This window comes from Bacillota bacterium (assembly GCA_024655925.1).
Taxonomy (GTDB): domain Bacteria; phylum Bacillota; class DTU025; order DTU025; family JANLFS01; genus JANLFS01.
This window is the reverse complement of record JANLFS010000020.1, coordinates 12,984-35,084: the sequence shown is the minus strand read 5'-3', so window position 1 is coordinate 35,084 and position 22,101 is coordinate 12,984. Positions and strand designations below refer to the sequence as shown.

Annotated in this window: 19 protein-coding genes; 1 reads left to right on the top strand and 18 read right to left on the bottom strand. The window is 61.9% G+C overall.

What is annotated here, in order from left to right:
* The 17 genes from NUW23_04850 to NUW23_04770 all read right to left on the bottom strand — a co-directional run.
* Positions 1-267, bottom strand: a 267-nt coding sequence (locus NUW23_04850; protein ID MCR4425505.1) for an HU family DNA-binding protein, incomplete at its 3' end; no start/stop codon positions are given.
* 98 nt (positions 268-365) lie between these two features.
* Positions 366-1,844, bottom strand: a complete 1,479-nt coding sequence (gene spoIVA, locus NUW23_04845; protein MCR4425504.1) for a stage IV sporulation protein A — start codon at positions 1,842-1,844, stop codon at positions 366-368.
* A 123-nt stretch (positions 1,845-1,967) separates the two neighbouring features.
* The gene (locus NUW23_04840) at positions 1,968-2,825 is read right to left on the bottom strand and encodes a ribonuclease H-like domain-containing protein (protein MCR4425503.1); all 858 of its coding nucleotides are present in this window, start codon (positions 2,823-2,825) and stop codon (positions 1,968-1,970) included.
* Positions 2,826-2,838: 13 nt separating this feature from the next.
* Positions 2,839-3,999, bottom strand: coding sequence for a hypothetical protein (locus tag NUW23_04835; GenBank protein MCR4425502.1), 1,161 nt, complete (start codon positions 3,997-3,999; stop codon positions 2,839-2,841).
* A 40-nt stretch (positions 4,000-4,039) separates the two neighbouring features.
* The gene (locus tag NUW23_04830) at positions 4,040-5,326 is read right to left on the bottom strand and encodes a methionine gamma-lyase family protein (GenBank protein ID MCR4425501.1); all 1,287 of its coding nucleotides are present in this window, start codon (positions 5,324-5,326) and stop codon (positions 4,040-4,042) included.
* Entirely contained in the window at positions 5,316-6,281 is a 966-nt protein-coding gene (miaA, locus tag NUW23_04825; protein MCR4425500.1) for a tRNA (adenosine(37)-N6)-dimethylallyltransferase MiaA, read from the bottom strand. Before miaA ends, NUW23_04830 begins: the two co-directional genes overlap by 11 nt.
* 16 nt (positions 6,282-6,297) lie before the next feature.
* Positions 6,298-7,119 (bottom strand): class I SAM-dependent methyltransferase, encoded by an 822-nt coding sequence (locus tag NUW23_04820; protein ID MCR4425499.1) that lies wholly within the window; start codon positions 7,117-7,119, stop codon positions 6,298-6,300.
* On the bottom strand, positions 7,116-8,864 hold the full coding sequence (gene mutL, locus NUW23_04815) for a DNA mismatch repair endonuclease MutL (GenBank protein MCR4425498.1): 1,749 nt from the start codon (positions 8,862-8,864) through the stop codon (positions 7,116-7,118). The genes NUW23_04820 and mutL overlap by 4 nt, the downstream gene beginning before the upstream one ends.
* A gap of 5 nt (positions 8,865-8,869) precedes the next feature.
* A complete protein-coding gene (gene mutS, locus NUW23_04810) occupies positions 8,870-11,524 on the bottom strand; it encodes a DNA mismatch repair protein MutS (GenBank protein ID MCR4425497.1) in 2,655 nt (884 codons plus the stop codon).
* Positions 11,521-12,897 (bottom strand): tRNA (N6-isopentenyl adenosine(37)-C2)-methylthiotransferase MiaB, encoded by a 1,377-nt coding sequence (gene miaB, locus NUW23_04805; protein ID MCR4425496.1) that lies wholly within the window; start codon positions 12,895-12,897, stop codon positions 11,521-11,523. Before miaB ends, mutS begins: the two co-directional genes overlap by 4 nt.
* Entirely contained in the window at positions 12,842-13,681 is an 840-nt protein-coding gene (locus tag NUW23_04800) for a metallophosphatase family protein (GenBank protein MCR4425495.1), read from the bottom strand. Before NUW23_04800 ends, miaB begins: the two co-directional genes overlap by 56 nt.
* Positions 13,657-14,838: an LL-diaminopimelate aminotransferase gene (locus NUW23_04795; protein MCR4425494.1), complete on the bottom strand. Its 1,182-nt coding sequence runs from the start codon at positions 14,836-14,838 to the stop codon at positions 13,657-13,659. Before NUW23_04795 ends, NUW23_04800 begins: the two co-directional genes overlap by 25 nt.
* Positions 14,835-15,719, bottom strand: coding sequence for a diaminopimelate epimerase (gene dapF, locus NUW23_04790; GenBank protein ID MCR4425493.1), 885 nt, complete (start codon positions 15,717-15,719; stop codon positions 14,835-14,837). Before dapF ends, NUW23_04795 begins: the two co-directional genes overlap by 4 nt.
* 7 nt (positions 15,720-15,726) lie before the next feature.
* A complete protein-coding gene (locus tag NUW23_04785) occupies positions 15,727-16,413 on the bottom strand; it encodes a DUF554 domain-containing protein (GenBank protein MCR4425492.1) in 687 nt (228 codons plus the stop codon).
* A gap of 482 nt (positions 16,414-16,895) precedes the next feature.
* On the bottom strand, positions 16,896-17,423 hold the full coding sequence (locus NUW23_04780; GenBank protein ID MCR4425491.1) for a hypothetical protein: 528 nt from the start codon (positions 17,421-17,423) through the stop codon (positions 16,896-16,898).
* A 17-nt stretch (positions 17,424-17,440) separates the two neighbouring features.
* Positions 17,441-18,616 (bottom strand): S8 family peptidase, encoded by a 1,176-nt coding sequence (locus NUW23_04775; protein MCR4425490.1) that lies wholly within the window; start codon positions 18,614-18,616, stop codon positions 17,441-17,443.
* Positions 18,617-18,634: 18 nt separating this feature from the next.
* On the bottom strand, positions 18,635-18,796 hold the full coding sequence (locus NUW23_04770; GenBank protein MCR4425489.1) for a hypothetical protein: 162 nt from the start codon (positions 18,794-18,796) through the stop codon (positions 18,635-18,637).
* A 159-nt stretch (positions 18,797-18,955) separates the two neighbouring features.
* Between NUW23_04770 and NUW23_04765 the strand changes: the two genes are divergently transcribed.
* Positions 18,956-19,240 (top strand): hypothetical protein, encoded by a 285-nt coding sequence (locus NUW23_04765; protein ID MCR4425488.1) that lies wholly within the window; start codon positions 18,956-18,958, stop codon positions 19,238-19,240.
* 134 nt (positions 19,241-19,374) lie between these two features.
* Here NUW23_04765 and NUW23_04760 read toward each other — a convergent pair.
* The coding region (locus NUW23_04760) for a hypothetical protein (GenBank protein MCR4425487.1) at positions 19,375-22,101 on the bottom strand (2,727 nt) is incomplete at its 5' end.

Sequence of the window (22,101 nt, the reverse complement as noted above, 5' to 3'; positions counted from 1 at the left end):
TACTGAGTCTCGGAGTTCCTTGCCTGCCCGGAATACGGGAACGTTCCGCGCTGGAATCCGGATTTCCTCCATTGTCTTGGGATTTCGGCCAACCCGTGCTTCTCTGGCTTTCACCTCGAAGCTGCCAAACCCAATGATCTGGACCTTCGAGCCTCGGCCCAGCTCTTCCTTTATGGTCTCGAACACGGCGTCTACCATTCTCGCCGTGTCCTTCTTGGTGATCCCAGTCTTGCTAGCCACGGCGTCCACAAGGTCGGATTTGGTCACGCCATTCACCCCCTCCCACGAATATACTGTCCAGTCGCACCTGGCATTATTACCTCTCGCCCGGGCGCGCTCCGTGGGAGTGCTGGCTTTCGGACTGGTTACAGGATGATGCATATCAGCCCGCCGCTGCCCTCGTTCACGATCTTCTGCAAGGTCTCGCGGAGCTTCTGCTGGGCGTGCTCTGGCATGTGAGCAAGTTTCGCTTCGATGCCCTCCTGGATCAGCTCCTGCATGGACTTGCCCAAGAACTCCGTTTCCCATATCTTCGATGGATCCTCCGAGAACTCCTCTGCGATCCTTCGCGCAAACTCCTCACTCTGCTTCTCCGTTCCAACTACTGGCGTCACCTCGGTCTTTATGTCCGCTCGGATCATGTGGATCGAAGGCGCGGTGGCCTTGAGCCTCACCCCGCACTTGTTCCCCTGCCTGATTATATCGGGATCCTCAAAGGTTATCTCGTCCAGGAACGGGATGACGATCCCGTACCCGCTCTCCCGCACATCGGCCAGCGCGCGCTCGAGCTTGCTGAACTCCCGTTTCGCGTGGGTCAGGTCGCGCATCATACGGACGAGATCGTGATCGCCCCCTACCTCGAATCCGCTCATCTCCGAGATGATCTCGAACAGCAGAGTCCTGGGTGCAGTGACCTCTATCGAGACGCATCCGGTCCCGAGGTCGAGGTGGAGGACTGAAGCGGACTGGGCGTTTTCAGCCGCGGACAGTGCGACAACAGCAGGTTCGATGTCTCGGACCTTGTTTATAGTGTCCACAGCATTCCTGACACTTGCTGCGAAACTCGACCGAACTGGGTGAGTCTCCTCGAGCTCCACGACCCACTCAGGCAGCCTGACGGAAATCTCCCGGACCGGGAACTCGTACAGTACCCCATGGAGGACTCGCCAGATGCTTTCGGTTGTCATGCGGAGGCAATCCACAGGGATCACCGGCACGTCATAGTTCTCTGCAAGCACTTCTGCAAGCCCGGTGGTCTCCTCGGCCTCGGGGTGCGTGGAGTTCAGAATGACTATGAAAGGCTTGCCTAGTTCCTTCAGTTCAGCGATGACTCGCCGCTCGGCGTCTACATAGGCGTCTCGGACGATATCGGTGATCGATCCATCAGTCGTGACCACGAGCCCGATCGTGGAGTGCTCCCGTATGACCTTCTCAGTGCCGATCTCCGCCGCCCTCTGGAAGGGAATCTCCTCATCGAACCATGGCGTTCTGACCATCCTTGGGGCGTCGGCTTCCTCGTAGCCCAACGCTCCAGGGACTGTGTACCCTACGCAATCCACCATCCTGACGGCGACTCTGATGTTCTCGCCCAGAGTAATGCCGACCGCCTCACCTGGGACGAACTTCGGCTCGGTCGTCATGATGGTCTTGCCCGCACCGCTCTGGGGGAGTTCATCGCGGGTCCGCTCGCGCTCGTAGGCGTTCTTCATGTTTGGCAGGACCACGAGGTCCATGAACCTCGATATGAAAGTGGACTTGCCAGTCCGGACCGGCCCCACCACACCGATGTAGACGTCGCCCCCGGTGCGCTCGGCAATATGCTGGAAGATGTCGAACTTCTCCATCGAGTTCTCCCTCCCTCGTATCCGTCCGGGTGGAGGCGGTCTAACCCCCAGCTCGCCGCATGCGGGTTGTACCTGCTCCATGACGTTACATCTATATGAGGGAGAAGGCGAAATATGCGGGCGCTACACCAGAAGGGGAAGCAGGCGGGCGAGAGCGATCAGATCGAACTCGTTGTGGTCAAGGATCGGGATGAGTATGTCCCAGTTCCTCGTCCTGACGAATTCGTTGTACATGGCAGGTATGAGTTCGCCGGGAACATCCTGCCCGCGGTCCAGGCCGAGAACGCAGCGTTCCACCGTGGTGAGCCTGCAGTTGGGGATGGTGCCGACATACTTCCGCCTCGCGTGACATAGCAGGTCAATGACGGCGAAGTCCACTTTGACGTCCATGCCGTGGTAGGCAAGTCTCCTGCGGACGAAGGGTACATCGAAGCTCTTGCCGTTGTAGGTGACGACCGCGCGGGCACGCGCCAGGCGAAAACGGACTTCCTCGAGAACAGCTGGTTCCTCCTCGTACTCTCTTGCGATCACCTGGCAGAGCGCAAGACCCCCGTGAGAAGGCAGAAGCATCCCCACCATGAAGAGGGCGTAGGTCGCCGCAAGCCCTGTCGTCTCGATGTCCATGAACGCGATCTCGTCAGGAGCGTACATTGATAGCAGTTCGACATCACGTGCCCCGCATTGAGACAGCACAGAGGCGTCTGCCTCCTCGTATGCCTGGGCGACCGGCCGCGCCCTCCCACCCCACTTCTCGTGGACTAGAAGGTCCACCACGGTGGAGTAGCCCTCCGTCCTCAGCCTGGACTCTGTCTTGGGGCCAATCCCGTAGACTAGCTGAAGGTTTTTTAGGATCAGGTCCGGGGACTGGGCCTCCATGGCCGCAACGCACTGGAGTTCCTTCCACAACACCAGGCAGGTCCCGTATTCGTTTGCGACTTCGGACGCCCCCGGAAGCGCCCCCGGGGACCCCACATCCCCCATCCAGAAAGCCTCCTCAGAGAGTGAATCTCACCCTGAACAGAACATCGACACGCCCGCCTGCGGGCACCGTGGCAACGAACTGGGCGAATCCGGAAGGAGTCTTGGTCCAGAAGGCCGGGGTACTCTGAAGGATGGTCCACTCGCCCGGCAGTTCCTCCACCACCACAACCTCAGCATCATGCGCCCCGAGATTCGTGACCCTCACCTGATACGCTTCCTCCCACGAACTGGTGCCGATCTTCTTCTGGTCGGTTCGCATCCTCTCCGCCTTCAGGCTCGGGGACCGTCCCAGCCTGGCAAGAAAGGCCGGCAGGGCGGCTGATTGGGAAAAGGTGTCCTCGCCGAGGAAGTATGTCGTGCCGTCCTTGGTCCTGGCAAACACGCGAACCGCGCCTGGGGGGATCGGGTCGGGCACCCAGTGCCCGCTCCCTTTCTGGTTTGTCAGTTCCAGCGTGACCAGCACGGGACGGTCATCCCGCTTTGGAGCCGGGGGCTCTGGGTTGTAAGGCCCGAGGCGCTCAACCACGTTAATTGTTCTCGCCGGCATGGATGGGACTCTCACAAACGGAAGAAAGGTCTCGGACAACGCCGGTATCTCGGGAGCCGGAGACAGATCCCTGACACTCTCACCAAGCGAGGCCCCGACGCGGTGCGGAGGCCGACCACCAAGACCATACCCTGGTCCTGCCGCCAGAACCACATGGGCAGGCGCAAAGGTCATGGTGGTCTTGTTGGATATGCCGTACCACCCAGCGAACTCGGCAGAGTCTTCGGAAGCCGAAAGAAACACCGTGTAGGACGGACACCATGTAAGGCCGGTGAAAGAGTAGGATAGATGGAAGTCCTCGGTCGCCGCCTCCTCCGAGATCACACCGAACTCAAGCCTTCCCTCGCCGGCTCTCTTGAAGACCACCCGAACCTGCCCATTTACGGGCACAAGGTCCGTTGATGCAGGAACCACGGTGCCTGGCACTCCTTCGACCGTCACCCGGTTCAGACCCGGAGAGAGCTCGACCCGAACCGTTCTGTTCGCCATCGCCGCACCGGACTGCGGGATGATCAGCGAATCGACGGCACTGACGGCTGATGCCACCGAGACTCGAGGGCCCAGTAATGGCGCGAAGAAGGCGAGAAGAACCACGGCACATAGAGATGCAGCCTGATTCCGCCTCAAGACTATCCCTCCAGGGCCGGAGAACTGTCTCTCTACTTATTCAACCCACCTGCCGTGGTTTCCTTCGAATCGCCTGAGCAAACCTGAGCATAGCGAATTCCACTTGATGCCTGGACAGGCCTCCTTGCAGGTACACGTCGTAGGGCGGGCGGAGGGGCGCATCTGCAGACAGTTCTATCGAGGCGCCCTGCGTGAACGTTCCTGCTGCCATGACCACCTGATCAGAATACCCTGGCATGGGCGCGGGTTCCGGCACCGCGCTCGCATCGACCGGTGACGATTCCTGCACCGCCCGGCAGAAAGCCGTGACGTTCTCAGGCGTCTCGAGCCGCACGCCAAGCACAATGTCAGACCTGCGGCTCCCAGGCTCAGGGTAGACCACAAACCCGAGGCTGGCCAGGAACTCCGCGGCGAAGATGGATCCAGCGATTGCCTCTGCTGTAGTCAACGGGGCAAGGAAGAGGCCGAGGGCGAGTTGCCGGGTAAGCCCCAGCGAAGGGCCAACGTGAGAGCCGAGGCCCGGCGCGGTCAGTCTCTCTGCGGCCATCTCGACTAGTTCTCGGTTGCCTGCTATGTACCCTCCGGCGGGAGCGACCCCTCCCCCGGGGTTCTTTATCAGCGACCCAGCAACGATGTCCGCACCATGGCTTGTGGGCTCGTGGGTGTCGGTGAACTCCCCGTAGCAGTTGTCCACGACCACGACCACGCGGGGATTACGCATCCGCGCAGCGTGCGCTATGCGGTCAATGTCAGCGAGAGTGAGTGCTCGGCGTCGCGCATACCCCCGGGACCGCTGGACCAGAACCATCCTGGCATCGCAACACGCTTTGGAGATCGCGCTGAGGTCCGGCTCACCACGGTCGTCCGGGGCCACCTCGGCATACTCCACCCCGAATTCGGCAAGTGACCCTCTGGACGGAGCGTCATTCCCGATGACCGTTCTCATGGTGTCGTAAGGACTTCCAAACGCGGACACAAGAAGGTCCCCCGGCCTCAGTATGCCGAACATGACTGCGGCAAGTGCATGCGTACCCGACACGATCTGAACGCGTACCAGTGCGGCCTCTGCTTCGAAGACCTTCGCGAACGCGCGCTCGAGGGCGTCCCGGCCTGTGTCATCGTACCCGTACCCGGTGGTGCCTCCGAAATGCTGATCGCCCAGGCCCGCGCTTTTGAAGGCCTCAAGGACCCTGGCTGTGTTGAAGCGTGCGATATCCTCCACCCGCCGCAGTTGGGGCTGGATCGTCTCACGGACACGCAGCGCAAGTGCGAGCAGGTCGTCATCCACCCCTAGAACCGACCCTATATCATCTTCCTCAGGCCGGATCACCGCCTGTGTCCACCCCCCTCGGCCACTCACCCAGCCGTGTGATGATCTCATCCGCCACCTGCTCAGGCTCGTCGTACTCTGATATGTCTACCCACTCGATGTCGCGGTTCTTCCGAAACCACGTCATCTGCCGTTTCGCGTACTTCCGTGTCTCGTTCTTGATCGTGTGCACCGCCTCTTCCAGGGACGTTCGTCCCTCCAGGTACGCTGCCAGCTCTTTGTAGCCAATGGCCTGCATGGCAGTGAAGCATGGGGCATACCCACCGCCAACCAACTCCCGTACTTCCTCGAGCAGCCCGGCTGACATCATCTCGTCCACCCTGCGATCTATCCGCTCCCTCAGGACATCTCGGGGTAGGGTGAGCCCGAACTGCCGAGTGTCATACCTGGACTGCCCCTTATGCCGGCGCTGCAGTTCAGTTATGGGAACGCCGGTTACTTCGTGGACCTCCAACGCCCTTATGATCCTTCGGCGGTCGTTGGGGTGGATCCGTTCCGCCGCTCGGGGGTCCACTTCCCGCAACCTCCCGTGTAAGGTGCAGCTGCCCACGACATTCGCCTCTTGCTCCAGTCGCTGCCGTATGTCATCGTTGCGGCCCTCAAAAGGAAAGAGAAACCCTCGAACCACCGCGTCCACATAGAGCCCGGTGCCGCCCACCATGACTGCAAGCGCTCCACGTGCAGTAATGCCTTCGATCGCTGCCTGCGCCAGCTCCTGGTACCTTGCGACGGAGAAGATCTCGCCCGGGTCTGCCACGTCCAACAGGTGGTGCCGGACTCGGGCACGTTCATCCTCCGTGGCCTTGGCGGTCCCGATGTCCATCCCCCGGTATACCTGCATGGAATCTGCGGAGACTATCTCCCCGTTCAGCCTTTCTGCGATCTCGAGCCCCACTGCCGACTTCCCCACCGCTGTGGGGCCCACTATCACGAGAAGTGGGGGGCGTGCCAAGCTCCTGCCACCTGCCTCAAGCAAAAGGCCCCTCCCAGGCGGGTAGGACCCCGTATTCCACGCTGCTTCCCTTTCCGCCCACGCTTGTCGCGATCCCGAGCCTCTCGAGCTCCCCTCCACCCCTGCGGTCCTTTACTACTACGAACCGGCGGGCGGCCCTGGCCGCAACCATGATGGTCTCACGGTCCAGGGGCTTGCTCACTGCCCAGCGCCGCAGGGGTTTGATCCCCGTGGATGATCTCACGGGCTCCCGGAACATGGGGTCGAAGTACACGACATCAAATGCCCGTCCGTTGAGCGCCTCCAGATACACACGGCTGTCCGCGTGCACGACGTCGATCCTTCGCATGGCCTGCAGCACGTCCTCCCGGGCATCGTTGTAGGATTGCAGCCCAACCCGGACCAGTTCCGCCACAACCGGGCTCGCCTCGACACCCACTACAGCCCCACCCTCACCCACGACCCATGAGGCTACTATCGCATCGGATCCCAGGCCCAGAGTGCAGTCGAGCACGGAGTCTCCCGGTGAAAGCCTCATTGCCTCCACCATGTGGTCCAAGCCTCCCTCTTCGAGTCTCTGGATGCGGATCGGGGCCATGCCGGGGTGGAATCGCAGCCGTCCGAGCTCTGTATTGTCTTGATACGTCACCACGGTCATCCCGAGGGACTCGACCACCAACACCCCGCCTGTGCCCGCGAGGCCCGCCTCCGACAGCACGTCAGGCAGAGGAGTCCGGTTTCGCGACTGGTAGGGAACTCCCAGCCTCGCTGCGACCGTCTTGGCCAGCTCCTCAGCGTGTGCCCCGGCCCGGATGGAAGTAGTAACCACCACGTTCATCTCCGGCCGAAGCTCCTCCTGATCGACTCGGGCGAAAAGGCGACCACCGTGGGCCTTCCGTGTGGGCACCGGTAAGGATCAGCACAAGCAAAAAGGCGGGTCACAAGCCCTTCCATGGCGTCAGGGGTAAGAGGTGCGCCGGCCCGGACCGCACCTTTGCAGGCCAATGAGACCGCCACATGGTCAGCGAAGTCCAGAGTGTTGGCACCGGGCGGGGCGGAGATGAGTCCTTCTATAGCGGCCCACAACAGATCGATAGGGCTCACGTCCCCCGCGCCGGATGGAATCCCCCGGAGGAGCACAGAATTCCCACCGAACGGCTCCACTTCTAGACCGAGGTCATGCAGTACCTCTGCGTTCCTTGTGACCGCATCGACCTCCCTGGCGGGCAGGTCGATTACCTCCGGCACCATCAGCAACTGAGTCTCCACCGGACCCCTCGCGACCCTCGCTCTGAAGGAATCCACCAGCACTCGCTCGTGAGCCGCGTGTTGGTCGACTATGAAAAGAGTGCCTTCCGATTCCGCGAGTATAAAGGTGGCATCAAGCTGGCCGATGACTCTGGGAACCGGCAATGGGGTCACCGGCGCAACCTGGGAACCCCCCGAAACGGGAACGTCGCGCTCCCGGAACAACCCTTCGCCTTCTGTCACCCGTTGATAGGTGCGTGTAGCAGTACTGGCAACCGGCTTCGCCGCGCTCCCTCCAGATAGCTTCCCTATGCCGGCAGGCACCTGGGGTTCCAGCCCGCCCGTGGAGTCCAGGGACCGGAGTGCACCGGCCACCGCCCCGAACACCGCCCGGTAGAGCGAGTCCTCTGACGCGAACCGCACCTCGCTCTTGGCCGGGTGGACATTCACGTCCACCTTACCAGGGTCAACCGAAACCACAATAACAGCCGGGGCCCGCTTGCCTTCAGGGACTGTGCGGCCGTAGGCCCGGTCTAGAGCGGACCAGACTGTCCGGGACACCACGGGGCGGCCGTTCACAATCAGATGCTGCACGTCCCGGGTTCGTCTGGCGAACCTGGGAGGCGCCGCCAAACCCCCTACAGTGATGTCTTCCCACCTGCCCTGGACCGGCAGCATGTGCCGGGCGAGATCCAATCCAAGAACGGCGGCAGCAGCATCCCCGAGACTGCCTCCACTCGGGGTTGAGAAGACTGTCCGGCCGTCGATTGTGAGATGCATCGAGACCTCGGGATGGGCAAGGGCTAGCTTGCCTGCGATATCCACTATTCGCCTGGTCTCGGCTGCGACGGACTTGAGATACTTGAGCCTCGCCGGGGTGTTGAAGAAGAGGTCCCGAACCTGTACTGTGCTACCCTCGGGAGCCCCTATGGGGAAGACATCAAGAACGCGGCCACCTTCTATTGTTACGGCGGTGCCTTCGCGTGCATCAGCGGTCCGGGTGACCAGGCGCACTCGGGCAACCGACGCCACGCTGGGCAGCGCCTCGCCGCGGAACCCCAACGTGACCACGGAGAAAAGGTCTTCGGCCTTTGCTATCTTGCTCGTGGCATGGCGCTCGAACGCGAGGACGGCGTCTTCAGAGTCCATCCCGCACCCGTCATCTGTGACAGAGATCAGCTCGAGCCCGCCCCCGACCACCTCTACCTGGATCGTCGCCGCCCCGGCGTCTATGGAGTTCTCGACCAGCTCCTTCACAACTGACGCCGGCCGCTCCACCACTTCGCCTGCGGCAATCCTGTTCGCCACATCCTCTGGCAGCCTCACAATGCGCATAGCGATCACTCCACCTGGTGCGCGAGTGCCCGAAGCTCGTACACGAGGGCCAGGGCCTCCCTCGGCGTCAGTTCATCAGGGTCGATCCCCATGAGTCTCTCAGCGATCCTCTCGCCCCACACCCCGCTAGGCCCTGCCTCGCCGGAGGCCGGTTCCTTGCTCGAAGGAGCCTGGGTTGCTGCAACCTCGGGATGGGTGGGAACGGGTTCTTCGGATGTCCACCCGAACAGAGTCATCTGGTGTCCACCCTGAGGCTGGGCTCTTTCGAGGTCCCTGAGTATCTGCTGGGCCCGCCTCACCACCTCTCTTGGAAGCCCGGCCATTCGCGCCACGTTCACGCCATAGCTCCGGTCGACGCTCCCCCGGCAGAGCCTGTAGAGGAAAGTCAGTTCTCCCCCACGCTCAACCGCACCGACGTGATAGTTCCTGGCATAGGGAAGCCTCTCTTCGAGGGCTGCGAGTTCGTGGTAGTGGGTCGTAAACAGAGTCCTGCACCCTATCGAGTCGTGGAGCCATTCCGCCACCGCCCATGCCAAGGCCATCCCGTCGTATGTGCTGGTGCCCCGGCCCAGTTCGTCCACAAGGACAAGGCTCCGCTCCGAGGCGGTATTCAGAATCCTCGCTACCTCCAGAAGCTCAACCATGAAACTGCTCTTCCCGGCACTTATGTCGTCATAGGACCCGGTCCTGTAGTAAATACGGTCCGCAATGCCCACGGTCGCTTCTCGCGCAGGCACAAACGACCCAGCCTGGGCCATCAGAGTGATCAGACCCAGTGTAGCGAGGACTGTGGACTTCCCCGCCATATTCGGGCCGGTGATTATGAGGACTCTTCCGTCTTCCCGGGAGATCTCGATGTCATTGGGGACGTACCTTGACGGGCCGAGCACTTGCTCGAGCACCGGGTGCCTAGCCTCCCGTGCGACGATGGCGGGCCCTGAGTCCACAACAGGTCTGACGTACCCATTGGCCTGGGCAACCTCGGCGAACGACGCCAACACGTCTATCTGCGCCACAGCCCGCGCAGTCCTGAGCACCCGCGGGAGGTACGATGCTATCTGTTCCCTGACACGGTTGTACACTTCCACCTCGAGGCTCTCGAGCCTCTCCTCCGCGCCGAGAATCCTGGATTCCAGCTCCTTGAGCTCAGGGGTGATGTACCTCTCTGCGTTCGCGAGCGTCTGCTTGCGCACGTAGTCCTCAGGTACCAAGTGAACGTTGGCTCGGGTTACCTCCACATAGTAACCGAAGACCTGGTTGAACCCTACTTTGAGCGACTTGATCCCGGTGCGCTCCCGCTCCCCCGCCTCCAGCCTGAGAATCCACTCCTTCCCCAACGCAGCGGACTCCCGCAGAGAATCAATCTCTGAGTCGAACCCAGCCCGGATGATTCCTCCATCGGACACCGAGGCCGGAGCGTCAGGAGATATCGCGGCCCGCACCAACTCGCAGGCCTCGGGCACACAGTCCAGCTCACCGCGGACAGCTGCGAGCCTAGCCGACTGCACACCCTCGAGCATGTTCCCGAGGGCGGTAACGGCCTCGAGGGATGCAGCGAGGGCGAGGAGATCTCTGGGACCTGCTGTTCTGTACCCGATCCTGCCTGACACCCGCTCCAGGTCGCATACTCCTCCCAGTGCCCGTCTGACGTCGGCTCTCAGGAAGGTGTTGGAGGCGAACTCCGCCACAGCGTCGAGCCTCGCCTGAATCTCCTCAACAGATATGGAGGGGCGCTCGAACCAGGCCCGCATGAGCCGCCCGCCCATTGCAGTGAGCGTCGAGTCCAGGACGGAGACGAGGCCTGTCTTCGGCTGGAAAACCTCAAGATTCCGCCGGGTGGCTGCGTCGATGTGCATGAAATCCCCGAGCCGGTAGATGCGTATCCCAGTTATGTGGGGCACGGAGGTCATTTGAGTCTCCCTGAGATAGCTTACGAGGGCACCTGCGGCCCCCACCGCCATTTCCATGCCGTCGGCGCCGTAGCCCTCAAGGGACGCCACACCGAACTGCTCACAGAGAAGCCGCTCTGCCCTCACCCTATCGAACTCCCGGGCAGGCCTGGCGAAAGCGGAGAATGTGCCGAAAATTGGGCACCCCTGTACGCTGCCATCCCCGCGGTTATCAGGGTAGATGCACTCGCTTGGCGAGATCCTGGATACCTCGTCCGAGATGAGTTGGAGGGCGTCCGGCCCCGCCGCCTCTGTCGCCGCGAGTTCGCCGGTGGAGCCGTCGCACACTGCAAGGCCCACCCTCGAGCCATAAGCGACAACCGCCACGAGGAAGTTGCTCTCCTTGGGCTCGATCCGGTCCGTCATGGTTCCCGGGGTGACGATCCGTATTACTTCTCTCCGGACCAGTCCCCGGGCTTTCTTGGGGTCCTCCACTTGGTCCGCGATGGCCACGGTGTGACCGTTCGCAACCAGAGTTGCCACGTAGGAGTCTACTGCATGGTGTGGCACCCCACACATGGGCATCCGGTTCCCGGGGCCGACTTCCCGCGACGTCAGCACGATCCCGAGCTCGCGGCTTCCTATGACCGCGTCCTCGCAGAACATCTCGTAGAAATCCCCGAGTCTGAACATGAGAATGGACTGGGGATGCTTGGCTTTCAGTTCCCGGTATTGCTCGATCATGGGCGTTGACTTGACCGCGGATCTCACGGCTTGCTCCTCCAAGAGGTATCTCCCTCCCCCACCTGGGTCCCGTGAAGAGTCCAGGTATGAGGCTCGTCTATCCTGACCAGAACTAGGTCCCCTGGCGACACGGGATGCGGCGGTTTCCAGTGCACCATCTTGTTCGTCCTGGTTCGCCCAGCCAGCACAGATGGGTCGCGATCGGAGGGCCCTTCCACCATGACCTCCACAACGGCCCCTCGCAACCTCTCGTTGACTTCCCGTGCCGTCTCGTTGACCAGCTCGATGAGGCGATAGATCCGTTCGTGCTTGACATCGTGGGGAACCTGATCCGGCATGGTGGCAGCCTTGGTGCCTTCCCTCGGGGAGTAGATGAACGTGAAAGCCGCATCGAACCGCGCCAGCCGGACGACTTCCAGGGTCCCCTGGAAATCCTCTTCGGTCTCGCCCGGGAACCCGACCATGATATCGGTGGTGATGGCCGCATTCTCGATCGCGCGTCTGATACGTTCCACCAGGTTCAAATACTGGGCGGAAGTGTAGCCGCGGTTCATCCGCTCCAGGACCCGGTCCCCGCCTGCCTGCAAAGGCAGGTGGAAGTGCTCGCAAACCTTCCGCGCTCCGGCGATGGTGTCGATGAGTTCGTCACTCATGTCCTTCGGGTGGGATGTGGTGAACCTGACCCGCACGAGCCCGGGGATCTTGTCAACTTCCCTGAGGAGATGCGCAAAATCTGGCCGTTTCCCGGAAGCGAGGGGCGGAAGCCCCCGGCCATAGGAGTTGACGTTCTGTCCGAGCAAGGTCACCTCGCGGTAGCCTCGAGAGGCGAGATCTCGGACTTCTCCTAGGACCTCTTCCACCGTACGGGAGCGCTCTCTGCCCCGCACGTAAGGGACAATACAGTAGGAACAGAAGTTGTCACACCCGTAAGTCACATTGACATAGGCACTTATCTTGGACGTCCTCACAGCGGGCACGTCAGAAACAATCTCTCCTGGTTCGTCCCACACCTCGATCACGCGCTCTCCCGCGAGCACCCGGGAGACGAGCTCAGGGAGCCTGTGAATGTTGTGCGTCCCGAAAACCAGGTCCACCCAGGGCATCTTCTCGCGGATGTACTCCTGCATCTTCTTCTGCTGCACCATGCACCCACAGATCCCGATCACAAGCCCTGTTCTTCTCCGCTTCAGGGCCTTCGTGTCCGCGAGGTTCGCGAGGGCCCGGTTCTCTGCGCTCTCCCGAACGCAGCACGTGACGAAGATGACCATGTCTGCATCGTCCAGAGAGTCAGTGGGGGCGTACCCCAGCTTCTCGAGGAACCCGGTTATGGTCTCGGCGTCCCGCTCATTCATCTGGCAGCCGAACGCAGTGACCTTCACCTTTCGTTCCGCAACCTGCATTAGAGCACCTCCGGGGGGAATGTGCCTTATCTGTGGCACGGGGTTCATGAGGGTAAGGGTAGCTTCCAGCCCTGAGCATCTTCTCGTAGGCGTGAAAGGCCGGCATGCCCGACTCTCGACCTGCCCGTATCGCTGCCTCCACGTCGTATTCGACGCGGATCACGCAAACCTGCTGTGAGCATGGCCCGGCCTCCAAGGAGACGTAGCACGCCCTCCAGTCGCCGTCGAAAGGCTGCCCGACACTGCCTGCGTTGATGTAGGTGTGGCCGCGTATCGTGCGAACGAAAGGGCGGTGGGTGTGGCCGCACACGCTCACCTTGGATTCGCCTGACAGCCTGAGCCGTTCGATTTCGTGGGAAGGGGCGTCCGGAAAGATTAGGTCGAAGCAATTCCATGGAGTGGCGTGGAAGAGGTCGACTCCAACCCCATTCAAGTCCACGGTCATCGAGAACGGCAGCCCTGTGAGGAACTCCACCTGATCCTGGGTTGTCCGGGATCTCTCCCATTCGTATACCTGGAGCCTGTCTTGGGCAGCAGTCTCGTCACTCAACACGAAGTTGGGCTCCTCTAGCCCAAGCATGAACTCTCCGCCCCCGAGGAGCATCTGGACTCCTTTCGAGCGCAGGAGATCCACCACCTCTGGCCCCTGGGGCCCTTTGGATACCATATCCCCAATGGATACCACCAGATCGAACCCACGCGCCCCGATGTCTGAGAGGACGGCGGAAGCGGCGGGAAGGTTCCCGTGGATGTCCGAGATCACCGCCAGCCGCAACTCGCGCACACCCCCGACCCTTTCATCCGGTCGAGGGCGACTTTGAGCCGGTCATCGGGGACTGTGAGCGAGATTCGGAAGTAGCCCTCGCCCCTCGTACCGTAGCCTATGCCAGGCGCCACCACAACCCCCGCCCGATCGAACACGCCTTCCGCAAACTCTATCGACGTGAGCCCTTCTGGGACGGGCGCCCACACATAGATGCTCCCCCGAGGCGGTTCGACCGACCAGCCCATGGAATGCAGGGCGTCAATGACCACGTCTCGGCGACGGCGGTAGATGTCCACCATTCTCCGGACTGGTTCCCACGGGCCGTCCAGAGCGCGAACTGCCGCAAGTTGGATGGCCTGGAACACCCCTGAATCCAGGTTCGACTTCAGAGTGGCGAGCGCCCTGATGGCGTCGGCGTTACCCACGGCCCAGGCGATTCTCCATCCGGTCATGTTGAAGATCTTCGACAGGGATCCGAACTCGATGCCAACGTCCCGCGCCCCTGGGAACTCCAGCAGGCTCGGGGGTCTCTCGCCATCGTAAGCGATCTCGGTGTAGGCAGCATCGTGGCAGAGCAGGATGTCGTGGCCCCGGGCGAACTCCACAGCATCCATGAACGTCTGGGCTGTGGCGACGGACCCGGTGGGGTTGTTTGGGTAGTTCAGGAACATTATTGCCGTGTTCCGGGCCACGTCGGAGGGGATGGCCGAAAAGTCCGGGAGATAGCCTCTCTCCGGGAGCAGGGGCAAGTCGGCGACTTCGCCCCCTGCCAGGAGCGTGCCTGCTGAATACACGGGGTAGCCCGGGTTGGGCACGAGGTTCGCCCGTCCCGGATCCGTAAAACAGAACGATATATGCCCGACACCTTCCTTGGACCCGATCAACGTGACGACTTCGGAATCGGGGTCAAGGCTCACCCCGTGCCTGCGGGAGTAGTACCTGCACACGGCTTCACGGAAGACCCTCATCCCACGGGACGATGGGTACTGGTGATTCGCGGCGTTCGCGACCTGCGTCTGTGCTTCCTCCACCACATGGCCCGGAGTGGGCATGTCGGGGTCTCCTATCCCGAGGCTGATGATGTCCTGACCGGCCTGACGTGCCCGTTCAACCTTGAGCTCAATCTGAGCGAAAAGGTAAGGTGCCAGGTTCTGCAAGCGTGCGGCCGTCTTCATACTCGCCCACTCTCCTCGTAGCGTGATCTCACCGTACCAGGCCCCGGCAGGAAGCTCGATACCTCCGCCTGCCCGGTGAAAACCTCCTCTGCGGCCCCGGTCATGTAGACGTGGTTATCCTGAGCCCATTCCACCTCGAGCAGGCCGCCTGGCAATTCCACGGCAGCGCGCCTGCTTGACCTGCCTGTCCGGGCGGCTGCAACCAGAGATGCGCATGCACCCGTACCACACGCGAGGGTGGGACCGGCTCCGCGCTCCCAGACCAGAACGTGCAAAGTATCCCCGGCCACCGAGACGAACTCGACGTTGGTGCGGTCTGGGAAGTGTTCCGAGGTCTCGATTCTCGGACCCATTTCAAGCATCTGGGCCCGGTCGAGCCGGGGAACGAAGGTCACAGCATGTGGGTTCCCCATAGATACCAAGGTGAGGACAACCTTCCGCCCGCCGATGTCGAACTCCTGTTCAACCTGAGGAACTTGCCCGAACGACGGCTCACCCATGTCCACACGCACTCGCCACGCCCCTGGCCCACGATCTGTCACCCACACCCGCTTCAGCCCGCCCAAGGTCTCCACTCGGAGCGGGTCCCCGGATGCTAGGCCCCGGGCGAGATCTGCGGTCCAGTGCTCTTCGACCGCCCGCGCGACGCATCTTATAGCGTTTCCACACATCTGGGCCTCCGAGCCGTCAGGGTTGAATGTCCGCATCCTGATATCAGCGACTGCGGACAGCATCACGGCGATCACCCCGTCAGCCCCTATCCCAAAATGCCGGTCGCAGAGACGCGGCGCCGCCACAAGCAACGTATCTGCCTCGTCCTCTGTCCGGCAGAAGGTGATGACGAAGTCATTGCCGAGCCCATGCATCTTGATGAACTCCACAGCCCAGTCACCCTTTCATGAACAACCCTGCGGCCAATGCCGCCCCGAAGAGGGCAGGTATCATGTTCGCCACCCGGACCCGTGTTCGGAGAATGAGGTTGAGCCCGATGCCAAGCATAAGTATGCCCCCGGCCGCGGTCATCTCTCTCACCACGGCCTCCGTCATGAGAGGTCTCAAGGCCCCTGCCATCAGGCTGATTGAGCCCTGGTACGCGAGCAGGGGAAGTGCCGAAAACGCCACTCCGGCTCCCAACCCGGAAGAGAGCGCGACTGACGCCGTCCCGTCCATTACGGACTTCGTAGCGAGTACTGTGAAGTCACCTGACAACCCATCCTGCAGTGAGCCCATGATCGCCATAGGCCCCACGCAGTACAGAAGGCTCGCCGCCACGAAACCCTGTGTGAACGAGCCCCCATCGGCTGCCCCGACACGCTGCCGTATCCGCTCTCCGAGCCTGTCCAAGCGCCCCTCGATGTCAAGCGCGCTCCCGAGCGTCGTCCCTGCCACGAGCGAAAGGAGGAGCATGAAGGGATCGGCGGTTCCCCAGGCCATCCGCAGGCCAATGAAGAAGGTGAAAAGCCCCATTGCCTGCATCACAGTCTCAGAGATCCGAGACGGGAGCCGGTGCCCGAACGCAAGCCCGATGCAGCTTCCTGCCACAACTGATACTACGTTGATGATTGTCCCCACCATGTGGGATCCTCCTGCCATGTCATTGATGCATCTCGTAGCTGCGGGACATCACCTGTCGAAGCCCCTCGAGGGGGTTCCGGGCCGACAGCCTTGGAACCATTATACCACCCGGCCAGTCCGGGGGAAACGGCGGAAAAGCAAGGAAGTACAGAGGGAGGGGTCGCGCCATGCTACGACGCGACCCCGACGCGACTGGAGTCGTTCTCCGGTTTACCTGAAGATCAAGAAGCAGAGCACGAGGATACCCAGGATCAGAATGCACCACCACCACCACGGGAAGCCCCATATGAACCAGGTTGCCTTTGGCCCTTTGGCCTGATCTGCCATGCTCGATCCCCTCCGCACGCGTCCATTTGGCGGTTAGAACCACCATTCGATGAAGAGAAAGACCAGAAGCAGCACGAACAGCGGGAGAAGCTTTCCAACTCCTGTGTTGGACGACATCAGTTCATCCAGTTTCACGCTGACCACCCCCAATGGGTTCACGACTCTGACTCAGGAGGGTTGGAGCGCATCTCTGGCCCCATGACCTCCATGAGCTTTGGAAACATGCTGGACTTCATGCCCTCTTCCGCAAACGAGCCCAAAAGCGCGGCGAAGTTCGGGTCGGTCGCGGCCCTGTTCATGATGGACTGCATTATCTTGGCGATCTCCTCCGGTTTGGGGGGCTGTGCCCCTCCCGCTCCGCCGGGACCGCTGGGCACATGGGACGCCCCTGGGCTGGACCTGTTGGAATCACTCGGCATGTTCTTGGGGAAGTTGACCATAGCATCCACCGCCTTCGCAACAGTTGTCGGGTCAATATCGAGGTTGGCGAGGCTCGAGAGGAACGCAAGCGGGCGCCCGCCCCCCCCTTGCCTCCGTTTCATTGCATCTCCGAGAGAGCCGAAGATCGACACCAGGTTAACCGCGCCAAGAAGGTCATCCACCGCGTGCTGGCCCCGGTCGCTTAAGAACGGCTTCATGGCCCGCATGAGATTGACACTCTCCGGATCAGTCGGAATCCTCACGGATGCACCCCCTTCCGTCACACGACAGACATGCGCTTTTTCGAGACTCGCTCGAGCGCTTTGCCGATGTTTATGATCCCAGACCCTTGCTCCTCGTAAGACGGCCCGTCCAGACGGTCAGCTGTGGCCTGAAGGGCGGACTTGATGTCTGAAGGCGAGAGCGAAGAGTCAGCCTCGAGAAGCAGGGCCACAGCCCCAGTGACATGCGGCGCCGCCATGGACGTGCCCGAGCTCTTCCGGTACTTCCGCCCCGGCCACGCCGAGAGGATATCGACTCCGGGAGCGCACAGGTCGACTTCCCGCCCGCGGCTGGAGAAATCCGCGATGTTGTCGTCCTCTGCAGTGGCGGCCACCGCGATGGTCTCGACATACTTGGCGGGGTACCCGACGGTGTCCGCCCCGGGCCCGCTGTTCCCGGCCGCGCAGACCATCGTGAGGCCCGCCCGCCGTGCATTCTGTATCGCCTCACGGAAGGTCTGGTTATCCCGTCCGGAACTCAGGCTCATGTTGAGCACTCGGATGCCTTTCTCCACGCACCACGAGAGCCCCCCGACAAGGCTTGAAAGTTTGCCGGACCCCTGGGCGTCGAGAACCTTGACCGCATAGAGGCTTGCGCGGGGAGCCACACCCTGTACCCCGATGCCGTTCCGAAGCGCACCGATGGTGCCCGCGACGTGCGTCCCGTGTCCGTTGTCATCCCGGGCCGATGCGGCATGCCCCATTGCGTTGTAGGTGCCGCGAACGTTCGCACCAAGGTCAGGATGTCCGGTGTCGATGCCGGTGTCCAGAACAGCCACCTTGACACCTCGTCCCGTGTACTCCAGGGAGTTCGGTCTGACCCTCGACACTCCCCAGGGCACCGATTCAGCGAACTTCGGGCCCCACGCAAGCGGTCCTACCTCGTAGGCCATCTCTATGTCGATGTCGTCGTCGACGCGGATCACCCCGGACCTGGTGCCCACCAAGGCCTGCACGTCCCGGACCTCATCGTCATCGACCAGTGCCACTACGCCGTTGACGAGCGGCAGCCTCTCCAGTATGTGCCCTCTGCACTCCGACAGGATCTGAGTCCACGAGTCGGGGCTGACCCGTTCGTCGAAGATGATGATTTTTCGCTTCCTCGGCTTCCCAGTCTCCGAATACCGAAAACTTTCACGCATTTTGCCGCGCACGTCCCTGTAAGAATTGAACATTGACCCACCCCCTCCGGGCTATCGACCTGGTTCGCCTCTCGCGGGCCAGGGCCGAGCCTCCAACGCCGGTTCTCCGTCGTCCGCGGATGCCTCCTGATCCATCGTGAGCCACAGGCTCGCTATGAGGGCGCCGATAATGAGGATGTCAGTAATGAGGGTCCTGCTCGACGCCTCCTCCATGTGCCTCCCTCCTCTGTGCTGAAGGCCCTATCTAAGCTTGGCGTGATATACACTATGACTTTAGAACAACTTTGGTTCCACGGCTTCCCGCCTATGTGCGTCCGTTTTGCGGAGTTCTCGCCTTGAAGACTTGCCTGGAAGTGCTATGATTCACAATATATGGGCGGCGACCCAGGCATAAGCGAATCATATCTCACCGCTATGAAGTCAATGGTCAATGCAGGCAAGCATCCGAAGGCGGCCGATGCGATGCTGGACGAGTTCAAGGACGGCTACACTTGCCACGCCAAACGGGCGGACATGGGCAAGATCATGCACGAATCCCACTACAAACAGCCACAGCAAGGCACAGAGAATGCTTTCGTGCGCGTCTATGGCGGTTATTGCACCTCTTGTCACAAGGTCGACAAGTCCACCGGTGGCATAACCCCGAAGGGCAAATGAGAAACCCGAGTCCCATCAGGAACCCGGGCAAGCTGGTCCGAACCCGACTTGAAAGAAGCATAGGCGCCGGGCATCCCATCTGGACCCGGCACCACCGTTGTGAGCTATTCCCAGACCATCCTGAGCACTGGCAGCTACTGCGCAGCTCCTAGCACTAGCCCGGCGAGAGCCGCGACCAAGGCCAGCACTCCGAGCATAGTCCCGCTGGACGCCTTCTTTATAGCCTTGTCCATCTCCGCCTTGTCCGCCTCAAGTTGCGCCACGCGAGTCTCGAGTTCCTCGATCCGGCCCTGGAGTTTGACTTCGCGGGCCTCGGCCTCCCATCTCTCGGCGACGAGTTCGTCCGCGAACCTGGCCTTCAACTCCTCGACGCTCCCCTGGATCATCTTCTCCATACTGATCACGCGCTGATCGAGCGAAGTTAGCCTGGCGTTCTGAGCCTGGATGGCCGCCTGCGCCTCGGTCAGGCTGAGGGACGTCTTGTTCAGGGACTCACGGGTTTTCGCCAGGAGATCTGTGGTGTCCCTGATCAGAAGAGCGTTCTCAAGCACTTTCGCGTTGGTCTTCACGTCCTCGGCGCTGTTTGCGGAGATCCTGTCCAGAAGACTCTTCTCAGTAGCAGCCAGGGCCTTCGAAAGCTGGTCGATGCCAGCCTTCAGCTCCGCGGCTACCTTGCGCTGGTCCGCGAAGTTCGCCTGAGTGTCATCCTTCAGTGCCATCAGCTTGGACTCGACCCCCAGGGTGTACTCGCGTAGAGCAGCAAGGTCCTGGCGGAGAGACACCAGATCTGATGCAAGGCCGTCGATTCTGGCTCTCTCGATCTCGAGTGCCGTCATGATGGCTGCGTCTGCTCTCGCGGTCTTCTCGGCCAACTGCGAGATTTCACCCCGTGCCCCCGCAAGGTCGGCGATGATGGATGCGGCTTCCGTCTGTCTTGCAGCCTTTTCGGCGTCAAGAGCGGCCTCTAGATCCCGGCGGAGTTCAGCACGGGCGGATGCGGCCGACGCGGCAAGGCCTTCGTGCGCGCTCCGGAGCGCGGAGATGTCGGACTCAAGCCTGCGGTCCTCCGCCTGCCTTTCCGCCTTTTCAGCCGACAGCCCCGCCGCAAGCTTGCCGTCGAACTCGAGGCCAAGCGCGGCATGGGCGTCCTGCCTGTCCTTCTTCTCGGCTGCGAGGCTCTCCGCCAGGGCCCGATCCGCATCAGCACTCGCCCTTGCCAGGGCCGAAATCTCCTCAGAAAGTGCCTGGTCCGCCAGCACCCGGGCCTGTTCCTCCCGGGCGACGGCCGCCGCCAGATCCCGGGCAAGCGCCTGGTCTGCCTCAGACGTGGACTGGGTCAGCTGGTTGATAAGCGCGCGCACAGCCTCCAGGTCTGCTTTGAGCGACGCGTCTGCCGTTTGTCGCGCGTCCGCCTCTGCGCCAACCTTGGCAACCAAGTCCTGCCTGAGCAGGGAGATGGCCTCCTGAGCGGACCTGGCGAACTCGGCGTGAGCTGCCTGGAGACTTCCGAGGTCATTCAAGATACTCTCTATCCGCTCGGTCAAGCCTTTTGCGGATGCGGCGAGCTTCCCGTCGAACTCCGCCCGGGCCGAGGTGATCTGGTTCCCGAGATCGGAGCGGACCGCAGCGACCTTGGCGTCCAGGTCGCGCAGGCTCTGGTCGAGGCGCGCGACTCCCGACTCCACCGACTTGCGGAGCTCGGCCTCTACAGTATCGAGGCGGGCGCCGAGGTTTGTCAGGTCCCTGGCGGCTTCACCTGAGACGGTGGAGACTCTCTGCTCAAGCTCGCCCCGCGCTGTGTACACCTGCGCGGCTAGCTGCTCGCGAAGCCGCTGAATCTCTTGGTTTATCGCAGCGTCGCTCTCCTTCATGGCACGCTCGAGACCATCGGCCACCGCCGCGCACTGCTTGGCGGTCTTGCCGAGTTCCGCCGACACCTCTGCGATCCGCGCTGAGAGTGACTCGTTGGCCACGCGGTCCCGCGAGTCAAGCGCGTTGAGGTCAGACGCCACCCCGGCGAGAACCTCAGAGAGTTGCGTGTGCCTCGTTGTAAGATCGGCCAGGCTGGAGCTGAGCCCTGAGACAGTGGCCGCAGACTTCCCAGCCTCATCAGAGAGCGCCTTGATCTGGGACGCCAGGTCGGCCACGCTCGCGTTCAGCCTTGCATCAGACTTCGCCACCCGATCACCCAGGTCCACAACGCTCTTGGTAAGTCTCGCGTCGACTTCGGTCACTCGCGTCCCCACAGCCGCCACGTCTTTCGTGATCTGAGCGTTCGCTTGCTCCCCCTGGGCCCGGACGGCCTCGATCCTAGCAGCCAGGGACGTGTCGGCCTCTTGCACCTGTTGTCTCAGCGCCTCGACACTGGCCGCGACCTTACTGTCGCCCCCGGTTATCTCGCCTTGCAGCTTTTTCTCCACCGCTGACAGGCTGGAGGCGAGGGACTGATCCTGCGCGACCTGGGACTGCCTCAAGGACTCCTCCAGTCTCGCGCGTTGCTCATCGAGTCTCTGACCCAGAGCCCTGTACTGGTCAGCCACGCGCTTCAGGTCTTCTCGCAGGATGGCCTGGCCGCTCTGGGATGCAGCGGAAGCCTTCTCGAGCTCGGAGAGACGGCTCACGACCACGACCAGTTCCTCTCTCAGGTCGATGGCGAGTTGTTTGATGAGTTTCATGTCCTCTTCACTGATGGCCGTTCTGCCAGCCTCCACGTCTCGAAGAAGCCGGGCGACGACAAAGGCGAGCAGGTATCTGTCGACACCTTCCTCACCCCGGAACTGCCCAGAATCGTATACCCCCAGGTAGCCTTTTCCGACAAGGGTGGTCACTGCGTCGTACGCCCAGTGATCTCTGGGCACATC